Here is a 13,361-nt window from a genome sequence, read left to right as displayed (position 1 = left end):
CATAAATTTTACGCATCCAAAATAATAAAAAAATTTATAAATCCTCCTTAAAATAATTACAATTCCCTATCAAATATTTCATAGATTACAAGACTATTTTCTAGTAAATAGACATATATCTATAAGGAGAAAGGGGATGTACCTATATGCAAACCTCCAAAACACGTACATTAATCCAATATTTGAACACAACAATATTAGGAATCATCCTAATGTTTATCCTTATTGCGGGAATCACGACCTCTATTTTTTCCTTTAAATTAACTTCTGATAATGTTGCCAATATCTTAAAATCTGTAAATACAACGGAAATTTATACAGAAATATTTCATAGTGAAAATCATCTTTTTCCAAAATCAGATGGAAAGGGACTTTCAATCGGAAATATTCTTTTTCAAATTGCCACTAATATTCGTTTAGATGACACGCGCACACTTTTAGGAAGAGAACTACCTGCTTTGACTTTTTTTCATACTGAAATAGTTGTCGCAGAAGAAGGGACAAGTCTTGCTAATCTTCCGTTTGAGTCAACACCATCCGAAGAGCTTATGAAAAATCCTAAAGAAGTAGATGAAGAAAAAGTGGAGAAGGAAGAAAAGCCTTCAGATAACAAAGCACCAGTTACTACTCCAAAAAATAAAACAGTGTTGGTCTACAATACTCATAATCTAGAAGCCTATCTACCACTTTTAAAGAATGCAAATGAAAATGAAGCAGTCAGCTCAGATGAACGGGCTAATGTAGTTGGATTAAGTAATAAATTAAGTAGTCTATTGCAAGATGAAGGGATTGGCGTGCAATTAGATAAAACAAATATTAACCAAAAGCTTCTTGATAGAGGCTGGAATTTCTTCTCATCTTATGCCGTTTCTAAAGAAGTGGTGGAGACAGCAGTTAGCGAAAATAAACATATAAACTATTTAATTGATATACACCGAGATTCAGCAAGGAAAAAAACTACTAGTGCTACGATTAATGGCAAAAACTATGCCAAATTACTATTTATTATAGGCAATGCGAATAAAGGATATGAAAAAAATCAAGAATTTGCCAAAAAGCTTCATGCTGAACTGCAAAAAAAATACCCTGGGATATCAAGAGGCGTATTCCTTAAGGGAAAAGAAGAAGGAAACGGAGTATACAATCAGAACTTTTCTGACCGTGCTATCCTACTTGAAGTAGGTGGGATAGACAATACGCAAGGAGAATTGAACCGCAGCATTGCAGCATTTGCTGACGTATTCTCAAAGGTGTATTGGGAAGAAAATGATGCGACACAGCAATAACGAAGAAAAAGCTGGACCACCTTTTATATTGGAGGTCCAGCTTTTTTCTATTTAACTATTGATTTTATTTTGCAAATATTGTTTATACCTTCTAAGTGCAGCTTCACTTGTTAAATGAAATTGGTGCATTACCTTCTCATCGCTCACTCCTAATGCTAGTTCTTTTAATATAGCAGCATTGCGAAAATTGACTGCAGAAATTTTACGTAAACCTGCTCTTCTTACTTCATCTTTAATCATTTCTTGAATAGCGCGGACAGACAGAGCTTTTGGTTTTTGTCGATCATAATCATATTGAAAAGAATAAGAAATATTGTTAAAGGCGGCAAACACAGGATCATTAGAATAATATTTTGGTCGAAGGACTTCCGGAATGGAAAAGTAGTATGCTCGTAATTTTGTCAGAATATCACTTGGAATGGCGAGAAGGAACGCATTATCCTCTCTATGCAGAGTTAGTTCTCCTTGTGCTAAGTTTACATCTTTCATTTCAATACTATGTATATCGAGAGGTGTCAGGCCAAAAGTTTTTAATAAAGCCACAATTGTCCAATTTCTTGTCAGCAGATAGTTTCGAGCCGATTTTTTGGTTCCTTCAAAATCCTTTGTCAGCAGATTTTGCAATAATTTATTATATTCTTCACTTGTAATAAAATCTTTTGTAGTCAGGGAACGCAATGGGGCAGCTTCAGCTAGTTTATGAATTTCATGGGCACAAACACATTGATGGTACATCATTAGTCTGCTAAGGACAGATGCCAGACGGCGTATTGTTGCCTGTGACAGTTGCTTTTCCTTTAAATAATGAAAGTAAGCGCGAATGTCATCAGCTCCTAATGCCTTTATTGTTTCAAATTTAGTATTTTCCTTGTATGTAGAAAGCCAGCTGAAAAATTTCTTTAAATCAGATTCGTACTGTTTTAATGTAAGTTTGCTTCGTCCAGATTGATTTAAGTTCTCCATATAGTCAAGTGCATAATCAGGCAAGGTAATCATCATATATGTTCCATCCTTCTTATGAATTTTTTTCAAACTATCCGAAATGCAATAACCTCTCTTCTTATTTTGACATAGGTTAAAGAAGGAGAGAGAAAGGGGATATTTAAATTGATTAGAATTAAAGTTGGTGAGTCTGTCTACCAATATCATACTAAATTAGAACATTATTTTTCAAAAATTAAGCATAATATCATTGGCAATAATGTAACCTTTTCTACACCTTATGGAACGCAGCAGCTGCTATATGCGGATTGGACGGCAAGCGGCAGATTATATAAGACTATTGAAGAGAAGATTATCAATAAATTAGGTCCTTATGTTGCTAATACACATACGGAATCAAATATTACAGGTACTTATATGACTAAGGCATATAAGGAAGCAAAGCGAATTATCAAAAAGCATGTTCATGCAGACGAAAATGACATTATTTTATTCGATGGATTTGGTATGACAGGGGTTGTTAATAAATTACAAAGAATAATAGGTTTAAAGAATAGCTGTGCATGTGCGAAAAAGGAGAAAATTGCTGTAGTATTTGTCACTCATATGGAACATCATTCTAATTATTTATCATGGCTGGAGACAAATGCAGATGTCATAATGATTAAGCCAAATGACAATGGGGATGTCAACAAGGAACATTTAGAATCTTTGCTAGAGCAATATAAGGACATCCCATTAAAAATAGGGGCATTTACAGCATGCTCTAATGTTACTGGAAGGAAAACAAATTACCACGAGCTGGCAAAAATAATGCATAAGTATAAAGGCTATTGCTTTGTTGACTTTGCGGCATCAGCTCCTTATGTAGAAATGAATATGCATCCTGATAATAAAGAGGAACGATTAGATGCTATTTATTTTTCACCTCATAAATTTCTAGGTGGACCGGGAACAAGCGGAGTGCTAGTGATGTCAAAGAAGCTTATTTATTCCAGTATACCGGATCAGCCAGGAGGGGGAACCGTTGATTTTACGAATGAGTGGGGAGATATCCTCTACAAAAAAGAGGATGAAGAACGGGAAGATGGGGGAACGCCAGGATTTTTACAAGCGATTAAAATAGCGTTATGTATACAACTAAAAGAAGAAATGGGAATAGAAAGAATAGCGGCTAGAGAGAAGGAGTTAATTCAATTAGCTATGTCAGAACTGAAGAAAATCAATAGAGTTCGCATACTAGAAGGAGAAAATGAAGATAGGTTAGGCATTATCTCGTTTATTTGTGAAGATATTCATTATGATTTAGTCGTACAATTATTGAATGATCGCTTTGGTATACAAGTAAGGGGCGGCTGTTCGTGTGCTGGTCCATACGGACATTATTTACTACCAATTACAAAGGAATATTCCAAAGCAATAAGCAAAGAAATACAAGAAGGAGATTTTTCCCATAAACCAGGGTGGGTGCGAATATCCTTACATCCTACAATGAGCAACGCAGAAGTATACTATATAGTGGAGGCTATTAAAAAGATTCTAAAATACCAAGATGAATGGGTAAGGGACTATGTAACAAAGCCTTTCTCTTGTGAATATCAATCATTAAGAAGAAATAAATTACAGGTGAAAGATTTGTTTACGATATAAGCGGCAGCAACGAGCGGCATACATTTACTTCACTCCCTTAATAAGGGAGTTTTTAGTAAGGGGATAAATAGTTTGAAAATTTCACAAAAAGAGTTTGACTACCAATATTTTCTTTTATATAATATGATTGATTAATCAATCATTTAAGAAGTGGGGAATTCAAATGGCTAAACCAAGATCTGAACAAAAAAAAGAAGATATTTACCAAGCTGCTTTAAAGTTGTTTTCACATAACGGTTTTAGTAAAACAACCATTAAGGATATTGCTGCAGAAGCAGGTGTTAGTTTTGGAACGGTATTTACTTATTATGAAAATAAAGAAACTTTGTTTACAGAATGTGTAAATAGACCTCTCCAATTATTTAAGGAGATAATAAATGAAACCAAAAATGAACTTACTGATTTAACTGAAGAAAAACTTAAATATATCATTCAAAAACATCTGAATTTATTCATGGAGTCCGAAAAAGAACTTCGTATTGTGCAATATGTGATTGGGCAGCCAGATAGATTCGCTGAAATTCATGCATTAGATGAATTTGTTGAACTATTTTTAGTTTATATTCAAGAAATTGTTCATATAGGAATGGAAAAAGGCTTCTTGCCAAAAAGTAACTCCAAAGAGGTGGGGTATGGATATCTGGCTTTCCTAATGGGAGCTCGGTTAACCTATTCAGATCATGCGCATGCTATGTTTACAAGCACATTTACAAATCAAGCTTACCGTTTATTTGGTATGGAAGGGGAATATGCCGATGAAAACATTTAGCAATTACATATTTCCCTTCGTATCCGCATGTATTTACAGTTTGTTACTTCTTTAACATCAAGTGCAATCATCCCTTATATATCTGTTTATTTTAGCTCACTAATCGGATCAACGCTAACAGGAGTAATTGTCATCATAGTCATTCTCTCTGGTATAGTTGGCGCATTAATCGGCGGCTACTTGGCAGACAGAATCGGGAGAAGAAAAATGATGATAATAGCAGAAGCGGGCATAGGAATAACCTATCTTTTTATTGCAGTCTTTAATTCACCATGGATTAATCTACCATATATAAGCGCTGGTTTATTTATGATTAATTTATTTTTTAATGGCATGTTTTTCCCTGCATCTACAGCAATGATTCATGATTTAGTATTGGCAGAGCAACGGAAATTTGTTTTTACAGCGATGTATTGGCTAGCAAATTTAGCAACCGCACTTGGTACTATCACAGGAGCATTTTTCTTTATTGACTATCATTTCTATTTCTTCCTATTAGTTGGTATTGTGTCACTTGGATCAAGCTTAGTTACCTATGTATTTATTAAAGAATCTCTTATGAAAAATAAATTTTTAAGGAGCGACAATAAATCTAAATTTACTATTTGGTCTAATTATCTTCATGTCTGGAAAGACCGGACTTTTATGATTTATTTACTTTCCTGCTTCCTTATCTTCTCTCTTGAGAGCCACTTAACAAATTATATTGCCATTCATTTAAGAGATACAATGCAAGATACTAACCTTTTTGGAATCCTTCCTGTAAATGGTATCAATATGGTGGGAATTCTTCATGCGGAAAATACTATACTGGTAGTTTTTTGTGTAGGTATTGTTACATGGATGATGAAAAAAATATCGGACAATAAGCAATATTTTATAGGAATGTGTTTATTTGTGGTTAGTTATTGTATCCTAACCTATATCTCGTCACCATTATGGCTTATTATGATGATGCTGTTTATTTCAATAGGCGAATTGATGTATGTTCTGATTAATCAAAGCATCCTTGCAGATTTAGTGAATGAAAATTACCGTAGCTCTTATTTAGCTCTGAATGGATTGATTGGTCAAGGACAGATGATAGTAGCTGGCTTAGCAATTACTATAAGCACCCAAATTTCTGCCTTAACGATGTCTTTAGGATTATTCTCATTTGGGATATTAGGCTTGTTATTAATGGGTTATGTTGTTAAAAAGGAAACAAATTCTAAAAAACAAATGAACATAACCCAAACAGTTTAAAAATCTCATTATTGATGCTATAAATATTAACGTCTGAATTTTATTTAAGGAAAACGTCTATTTATAAGGAGAATCTATGTTATAATAAATGTAATTTGATAAAAAGCAAACCACAAGGGGAGCGTAATGCTGAGAGTGATCAATCGATCTGACCCTTCGAACCTGTTAGTTAATTCTAACGTAGGAATGTGGGAAGAGTTTATATAGTATTGCTATATTATTCATTTCGCGCGTTAGTTCTCCTTTTGGTCTGCAGAAAAAGGAGATTTTTTTATGAAAAATATGAAATTAGTTGTCATGATAGAAGTGGCAATCATGGCGGCAATTGCACTTATCCTTGATTTATTGCCATCTATCCCAATATTTAATACTTCGATTTCTTTTGCCATGGTACCTATTTTTATCGTCGCATTTCGCTGGGGCTTTAAAGCTAGTGCAAGTGCAGGATTTTTATGGGGACTACTGCAAATAGTTTTTGATTTACAAGCTTTAACATTCTGGCAAGTAATTTTAGAATATTTAGTTGCATTTGCTTGTATTGGCTTTGCTGGACTATTTGCTTCCTCAATTCAAAATGCTTTAAAAACGGAACAAAAAGGATTAGCGACTGGCTTAATTATTTTGGCAGTGGTTGTTGGTGGGTTTACTCGCTATATTTGGCATTTCATTGCAGGTGTAACTGTATGGGCAAAATTTGCACCAGAAGGTATGTCACCATTTATCAATTCCTTGATTGTAAACGGTGGTTCCTACTTAGGAGCAACTATTTTATGTTCGATTATTCTTGTTCTTTTAGTAGTTTCTGCTCCGCGTATTGTACTTGATCGACCTGTAAATGGTGTTTCTAAAAATTAAAGAGTACAAAAGAAGACGTTCCTTTAGGAGCGTCTCAGCTTGTTGACAAAAGGAATTTAGGAAATGCAAATGGAATTATTATGCATTGATTGGAGTGGAAGGGGTGAGACTCCCTCGAGGAAAGTTGATATACCAACGTTTACAGCGTTATTTTTTTAGTCCAATATTTTTTTAGGAAAACTCTTTGAATCATATTTTAACTAACTATTCCATTAATTATAATATTTGGTAAGTAAGTGGACGCGACGCTAGAGCCAATAGGGATTTATTGACAAATATACACTATTAGATGCATCCGGTATCTCTACTCTTCTTATGAGGACGTACCCTCCCATGTCTCTTAGCGTCGCGCGCTTACATTCCTTCGTTTGGTCTCATCATAAGGCAGAGGCTGGTATCATGCTCCTGTATGGACTCTAAGTCGTAAGTCTCTCTAAAAGCCAGCTTTCCTGTCATCTTTTTGAATATAACCGTCTTATAGATTTTTATTTGGGTTGGAGGATAGAGAGATCTTGTCTCATTCGCTCCTTATCAAACAGTACTTCTTGCTGACAAAGTCCATGAAAAATTTTTAACATTTTATTACATAGAACGACTAATGCTTCTTTCTTCTTCAAAGGGTTTTCTTTTCTAGAGATATAATACTGATATAAATCATAAAAGGTTTCATTATTTCTAATCAAAGGCAAGACAGCACGATAGAGAAGGGCTCGCAGCTTTCTTCTCCCTCTTTTGGAGATTCGCTTTTGTCCAATCATCTTTCCAGAAGAGTTCTCTCGTAAGGTTAATCCCGCTAATTTAATAAGTTGGCGTGGATGTTTATAATGCTTGAGAGAACCCACTTCTGCTAGTAAATCTATAACGGTAGTTTCCCCAATGCCAGGGATTGATAATAAATAATGATATTCCGCTTGTTGCTCTGCTAGTGTCTTTAAACTTTCATTTACCTGTTCTAATTGCTTTGTCAGAAGTTCGTATTGAGTAATTAAAGAGTAAATTTCTATACGAGCCATATTGGAGCCTTCTGTTAATCCAATAGATTGTACCGCCACTCTCTTTAGTTGTGCTATTTTAGGTCTTGCTGGATACTTTAGTTTTTCCTTTTCCAAGTATAAAAGGACTAACTCCTCGATTTCTTTTTCCATTAAGTCTACTGGTAAAGGGGTATGTTTTAATATGGCACATGCATTCAGCCCTAAATCTTTAAATGCTACTTTAAATTCAGGAAAGTAACGATCCGTCCAGCGAATGATACGATTTTTCACTTTCGAAATGTCCTTTTTCAGATTCCACCGAATAGAGGAACCTTCTCTAAGCTCTGCTTCTATTCCTTCTATTTGACGAGGATCACTAAAGTATCCATTGGTTATTAGTTTAGCAATGACTCTCGCATCCTTCTTATCATTCTTCGTTTGTAAGTTATCATCCAACTCCTTGGAACGATTCACATGTAGAGGATTGACCATGACAAAACGAATATCATTTTGGGTAAGAAAAGCAGCTAAATTCATCCAATAGTGCCCAGTAGGCTCGAATCCAATCAATAAATCATCCTTTTGATGAATGGCCTTTAGATTTTGAAGCTTGAGATAAAATTGATGAAAACCATGATGAGACTGGTGGATAGAAAAAGAGGTACTTAACTCAACCCCTCGATCGTCCACCGCACATGCATAGTGTGTATTTTTAGCAATGTCAATTCCAATGATTAAAGTGGAAGTAGACACTTGATTTAAACGGTGATTACGGGTATTATTCATAATAGATTCTCCTTCTGACGCTGTGTTGATTGGTCTCAATATAAGCATCATAAAGGAGGATCTTTTTTTGTGCAATACCACAGAAACTAATCCCACAGGAATGCTCCTGTGGGATCTGCGAGACAGTCTGAGACCCTGCAGGCCTTAGGCCGAAGCGGCTCAGCGCGAGCCCCGCGGAAAGCGAACCCCTGCAGCGGAAATCAACTCTTATTTAAAAGATGCATATTTATAAACTAAGACAAACTCCTAATTACTGAATTAGGAGTTTGTCGACGGTCTGAGACGTTCCTTTAGGAGCGTCTTTTCTTATCATATGGTACAATATTCCAAAAGGGAAAATCAGATTTTTAATAATGAAAGATTGCAATACGCCAATGACCACTATAATATTTAAAAATTAGAAAAGTAGGTGTGTGAAAGTGATTAATTTAAAAAATGGGTTAGCTATTCAAATTCGTCCATATAAAGAAGATGATTTCCAATCGATTCATGAATTAAACAAACTCGAACACTGGACTAACTTAGTAGAGAATAAAGAAGATACTAAGTCTGCCTGGAATCATTCGAATGCTGCCTATGTCGCTACTCTTAATGATCAATTAATAGGCTATATTAGAGGTATTACCGATCGTTCGATTACTTTGTTTATTTGCGAATTACTCGTTGATCCGAACTATAGAGGGATTGGTCTTGGGAAAGCACTCTTATACTATGTACATAGTAAATACCCCTTAACCAGAGTGGAAATGCTTGCTAGCAGTACTTCTAATACTTATTATGAAAGCAAAGGCTTCCGGTCATTTTATGGATATAGGAAAACCTTCCTTGAGTACAATAAATAAGGTATTGATAAGCATATTAGAAGGTACTTCCAGAAGTGAGGTGAGAATTGGTAATGAATAATAAGAGAAATTTTATATTCATCCTTTTATTCTTATTTTTTCCATTAATATTTTTGCTTAGTTCTTTCGGTTGGAGATATATCATGCTGCAGAAAGAACTAATCGTAGTTGCAACAGACTGTTTTGCTATTTTAGGTATTTACTATGTGATTATCAGTGTTTTCTTTTCTTTTTCTGTTAAAAAGATAAATTTAAAAGATTTAGAATAGAAAAAGACATAGGAGTAGAGAATCGAAAAAAGAATGGATGTATACCGTATTCCTGAACTAGTAATAACTTTATAGAACTTAAGTAAGGGAGCCATCCTTCCGTTTGGATGGTTCTATTTTTTGTCGAATTCTGTGTTAATATGAAACTATTATCATTCGAAAATCGTCTAGATTTTGATAGAATCCGTTTGCAGGGACTACTTCAAGGAGGTAAAAATGACAGAAATAAATTATTCATTTCAAAAAAAGCCAACAAAGAGAAAATTAATTGGCGGTATTATCATAGCGGCATTAATAGTCGCTATATCTTTCATTATGCTAATGTTTTACCCATTTGGCAATAAGGATAAGGTGGATTATTTCAAAGGGGAAAATCCTGTATTATTAAATGGAGAACAAGTCGGCAATGCCATTATAGACAAGGGGACGGTTTATTTGCCGCTAAATATTTGGCAGGAAAAAATAGATGAAAGTATCACTTTTGATGAGAATAGTAATTCCGTTATTGTAACGACTAAAGATAAAGTGATCCAATTTCCGTCCGATTCTGTTTCCTATTATGTAAATAATAAAAACACTAAACTTTCCTTTCATCCATTAAGAGATGAGAATGGAACAGTTTACTTGGCCTTAGATCCATTAGCAAGCTTTTATCCAATCCAATACACTTTAGTAGAGGATGACCATGTGGTGCTTTTAGAGGAAAATGGACAAGAAAGAGCAAGTGGAATATTTACTACGAAAAAAGTTAGAAAGGATTTCACCAGATTGCGTTCAGAGGCTGCATTACGATCTCCTTACACAGGGGAATTAGCACCTGGTGAGCATGTAACAATTGAAAAAGATGTAGATGATTTTTATTTTGTAAGAAAAGCGAATGGAATTGCTGGGTTTGTAAAAAAGCAATATGTAGATAAAGGGAAATCAGAGGTTGTTGAAGTTGAATTAGAACAGAAAGAACCTAAATTGAAGAAGGTCAATGGACCAATCCAATTAACATGGGAAGCTGTTTATTCAAGAAATCCAGATACTTCAAAGATTTCAAAAATGCACGGTGTAAATGTTGTATCCCCAACTTGGTTTAAACTGAAGGGGAATGATGGTAATGTTAGTAATTTAGGCTCAAAAGCTTATGTTAATTGGGCGCATAAACAAGACTATCAAGTGTGGGGATTGTTTTCTAATGATTTTGATCCTGATAAAACACACGAAGTATTCAAAGACTATCAGAAAAGGCAAACGGTGATTAGACAACTCTTAGTCTATAGTGAAATGTACGATTTAGATGGAATTAACATTGATATTGAAAATGTTCGGGAAGAAGATGGCAAATATATCACCCAATTTGTGAGAGAAGCTACACCTTATTTACATGATGCGGGTCTGACTGTGTCAATGGATATAACGTTTATAGCTGGCGGAAATTATTCAGCATTCTTACAGCGAGACCATTTAGCTGAGATTGTCGATTATCTTGTTGTAATGGCATATGATGAGCATTGGGCAACAAGCCCGAATCCTGGAAGTGTGGCAAGTTTTCCATGGGTTGAAGCAAATTTAGAAACATTACTTGACATTGTTCCAAATGATAAGCTTGTCCTCGGAGTACCATTATATGCGCGACTATGGGAAGAAAAAGAAAATGGAGAATTATCCTCTAAATCACTTTCGATGGAAAGTGTGGAGGAGTGGTTAAAAGAACATAAAGTTACTCCTACCTATGATGAAGCGAGCGGTCAAAATTATGGGGAATATTATGATAAAAAAACGAAATCAACCTTTAAAATTTGGCTGGAAGATGAATTATCTTTAACGAAGAGAGCAGAATTAGTCGAAAAGTATAACTTAGCTGGACTTGCGAGTTGGTCGCGTACCTTTGCTAATGAAGCAGCATGGTCTGCTTTATCTTTAGAGAAAAAAGAACAATAAGTAATGCTTAAAAACCACTTTCCCATACAAAGGAAAGTGGTTTTTGATAGCATTTTATATCTTAAATAAATTAACTATTGTTTGTAACTCTTCAGCTAATTTTGCAAGAGATAAGGAAGAAGAGGAAATTTCCTCCATAGAAGCAAGCTGTTGTTGGGTTGCTGCAGATATATTTTGTGTCCTATTTGCGGATTCAATCGCAACATCACTTACTTCGTAAATTGTATGGTTAATAATGTCTGTACCTTCTGTAAATTTCACTAAGGCTTTCGATATTTCTTCGATTTGACCAACTACATTCTTTACAGCTATTTCAATTTTTTGAAAAGAGTTTCCGGCAATCTGCACAATATCTAATCCAGATTGAACTTCGTTGGAAGCTTTTTTCATTGTTTCAATGGTTTGCTCAGTATCCTTTTGGATCATGTGGATTAGCTTCGCAATATTTTCGGTAGAGGCCGTTGATTCTTCTGCAAGTTTTCTTACTTCGTCGGCAACAACCGCAAATCCTTTTCCGTGCTCACCAGCTCTAGCAGCTTCGATAGCTGCATTTAAAGCTAACAGGTTTGTTTGGGCTGAGATTCCGGTAATAACATCCGTGATTTGGCCAATTTCGGTTGAACGTTCATTTAAAATGCTTATTGCATCTGAAAGACTATTAACGTTTAAGTATATCGAATTCATTTGCTTATTTACTTGTTGAATAGCTTCGTTGCCTTCTGTCGACACTTCAGATGCATGCTTAACGTTTTCAGACATTTTTTCCGTATGTGCAGCAATTGAATTTGTATGTTCCGAGATTGTTGTGATGACTTGATTGCTTTCTTTTACCTTCATTACTTGTGTTTCAGAGCCAGTTGCTAATTCTTGAATAGTCAGGCTTATATGCTCACTTGCACTGCTATTTTGTTCTGCACTTGCACTAAGTTCTTCCGATGCAGACGCTACATGCTGTGAGGATTCCTGAACAGTGCTAAATACATTTCGGAGTTTCTCCGTCATTCGGTTGAAAGAGGTAGTTAGTTCACCTATTTCATCTTTTGATTGATAGGTTCCTTTTACTGTAAAGTCTCCTTGTTCTGCTTTAAATAACAAATCTTTTATTTGTTTTACTGGTCTTACAATCATACGACTGATAATAAGACTAATAAATAATAAGAGAATGAGAGCAACAATACTAATGATAAAGACAAAAATAGTAATTTTTTGTACACTATCTAAGTTTTCTTTATAAGTAGCTTCTGCAGAAGAAGCTTTTAAGTTTTGAAGCGCTGTAAGAGTGTCATTTACTTTGATTCTATATTCCTCAACATCAGTTGTAAAAATACGGTAGGCTTCTTCATTTTTATTTTGTAAGGCAAGTGAGATAACATCTTTTCTTGCATCATTTAACTTTTGCATTTCTTCGTTATATACGGTAACAAGCTCTTTTTCCTCGCTTGTTAAGTTTTCTTTTAAAAATTCAGACAACAGCTGATCCGTTTCTTGAGATGTAGCTGTTAACTGATCATTTAATTGTTTGTTTTTGGCTGAATCAGTAGTAAGTAAGAGCTCTAAAGTGTAGCCATTACTAGCTCTTGTGTTAATTCTCATCTGCATAAGATTGGATATCGGTATTAAACTTTTCTCATACATTTCTTGTGAATCTTTTGCCATATCTTTAATGTAGTGCAATCCCGTGTATCCAATAGTTCCCAGAGAAAGGGCACTTACTAAAATAATGATAAAAAGTTTCTTGGTAATATTTAGATTTTTAGTAGTTTCAAGCAGATTTCTCCTTTAAGTTAAAATAATATTTACACTACTATATCGGC

General features: G+C 34.8%; 11 protein-coding genes and 1 riboswitch. Of the genes, 8 read left to right on the top strand and 3 right to left on the bottom strand.

Annotated features, from left to right (window positions below; all coding sequences use genetic code 11):
* The first annotated feature begins 146 nt into the window (after positions 1–146).
* Entirely contained in the window at positions 147–1,286 is a 1,140-nt protein-coding gene (gene spoIIP, locus NSS71_RS06770) for a stage II sporulation protein P (protein WP_047940632.1), read from the top strand.
* Between the two features lie 51 nt (positions 1,287–1,337).
* Here spoIIP and NSS71_RS06765 read toward each other — a convergent pair whose 3' ends face one another.
* Positions 1,338–2,285 (bottom strand): tyrosine-type recombinase/integrase, encoded by a 948-nt coding sequence (locus NSS71_RS06765; RefSeq protein WP_047940633.1) that lies wholly within the window; start codon positions 2,283–2,285, stop codon positions 1,338–1,340.
* Between the two features lie 108 nt (positions 2,286–2,393).
* Between NSS71_RS06765 and NSS71_RS06760 the strand changes: the two genes are divergently transcribed.
* The 4 genes from NSS71_RS06760 (at position 2,394) to thiT (ending at position 6,747) form a co-directional block, all read left to right on the top strand.
* The gene (locus NSS71_RS06760) at positions 2,394–3,878 is read left to right on the top strand and encodes an aminotransferase class V-fold PLP-dependent enzyme (RefSeq protein WP_047940634.1); all 1,485 of its coding nucleotides are present in this window, start codon (positions 2,394–2,396) and stop codon (positions 3,876–3,878) included.
* Positions 3,879–4,041: 163 nt separating this feature from the next.
* Positions 4,042–4,647, top strand: coding sequence for a TetR/AcrR family transcriptional regulator (locus NSS71_RS06755; RefSeq protein ID WP_144546393.1), 606 nt, complete (start codon positions 4,042–4,044; stop codon positions 4,645–4,647).
* Between the two features lie 27 nt (positions 4,648–4,674).
* Entirely contained in the window at positions 4,675–5,892 is a 1,218-nt protein-coding gene (locus NSS71_RS06750; RefSeq protein WP_061796216.1) for an MFS transporter, read from the top strand.
* Between the two features lie 105 nt (positions 5,893–5,997).
* A riboswitch (TPP riboswitch) is annotated at positions 5,998–6,096 on the top strand.
* 69 nt (positions 6,097–6,165) lie between these two features.
* Positions 6,166–6,747 carry an energy-coupled thiamine transporter ThiT gene (gene thiT, locus NSS71_RS06745; RefSeq protein ID WP_047940637.1) on the top strand — a complete coding sequence of 194 codons (582 nt, stop codon included), beginning with the start codon at positions 6,166–6,168 and terminating at the stop codon, positions 6,745–6,747.
* Positions 6,748–7,232: 485 nt separating this feature from the next.
* Here the strand turns inward: thiT and NSS71_RS06740 are convergent, their stop codons facing one another.
* Positions 7,233–8,507 carry an IS110 family transposase gene (locus NSS71_RS06740; protein ID WP_047945042.1) on the bottom strand — a complete coding sequence of 425 codons (1,275 nt, stop codon included), beginning with the start codon at positions 8,505–8,507 and terminating at the stop codon, positions 7,233–7,235.
* A gap of 419 nt (positions 8,508–8,926) precedes the next feature.
* Here NSS71_RS06740 and NSS71_RS06735 point away from each other — a divergent pair, with 419 nt between their 5' ends.
* The 3 genes from NSS71_RS06735 (at position 8,927) to NSS71_RS06725 (ending at position 11,547) form a co-directional block, all read left to right on the top strand.
* On the top strand, positions 8,927–9,349 hold the full coding sequence (locus NSS71_RS06735; protein WP_047940638.1) for a GNAT family N-acetyltransferase: 423 nt from the start codon (positions 8,927–8,929) through the stop codon (positions 9,347–9,349).
* A 143-nt stretch (positions 9,350–9,492) separates the two neighbouring features.
* Entirely contained in the window at positions 9,493–9,618 is a 126-nt protein-coding gene (locus NSS71_RS06730) for a hypothetical protein (protein ID WP_268874776.1), read from the top strand.
* Positions 9,619–9,834: 216 nt separating this feature from the next.
* Positions 9,835–11,547, top strand: a complete 1,713-nt coding sequence (locus tag NSS71_RS06725) for a glycosyl hydrolase family 18 protein (RefSeq protein ID WP_047940639.1) — start codon at positions 9,835–9,837, stop codon at positions 11,545–11,547.
* A 54-nt stretch (positions 11,548–11,601) separates the two neighbouring features.
* Here the strand turns inward: NSS71_RS06725 and NSS71_RS06720 are convergent, their stop codons facing one another.
* Positions 11,602–13,290: a methyl-accepting chemotaxis protein gene (locus NSS71_RS06720; protein WP_268874787.1), complete on the bottom strand. Its 1,689-nt coding sequence runs from the start codon at positions 13,288–13,290 to the stop codon at positions 11,602–11,604.
* Between the last annotated feature and the right edge of the window lie 71 nt (positions 13,291–13,361).

Origin of the sequence: Niallia sp. FSL W8-0951 (assembly GCF_038006525.1) — a bacterium.
GTDB lineage: Bacteria > Bacillota > Bacilli > Bacillales > Cytobacillaceae > Niallia > Niallia circulans.
This window is presented reverse-complemented; position numbering and strand designations above follow the sequence as displayed.

Coding starts and splice junctions, on each gene's coding strand:
- NSS71_RS06725 (WP_047940639.1), top strand. CDS start 9,835: ATGACAGAAATAAATTATTCATTTCAAAAAAAGCCAACAAAGAGAAAA.
- NSS71_RS06755 (WP_144546393.1), top strand. CDS start 4,042: ATGGCTAAACCAAGATCTGAACAAAAAAAAGAAGATATTTACCAAGCT.
- NSS71_RS06740 (WP_047945042.1), bottom strand. CDS start 8,507: ATGAATAATACCCGTAATCACCGTTTAAATCAAGTGTCTACTTCCACT.
- NSS71_RS06750 (WP_061796216.1), top strand. CDS start 4,675: ATGTATTTACAGTTTGTTACTTCTTTAACATCAAGTGCAATCATCCCT.
- NSS71_RS06730 (WP_268874776.1), top strand. CDS start 9,493: ATGCTGCAGAAAGAACTAATCGTAGTTGCAACAGACTGTTTTGCTATT.
- thiT (WP_047940637.1), top strand. CDS start 6,166: ATGAAAAATATGAAATTAGTTGTCATGATAGAAGTGGCAATCATGGCG.
- NSS71_RS06765 (WP_047940633.1), bottom strand. CDS start 2,285: ATGATGATTACCTTGCCTGATTATGCACTTGACTATATGGAGAACTTA.
- spoIIP (WP_047940632.1), top strand. CDS start 147: ATGCAAACCTCCAAAACACGTACATTAATCCAATATTTGAACACAACA.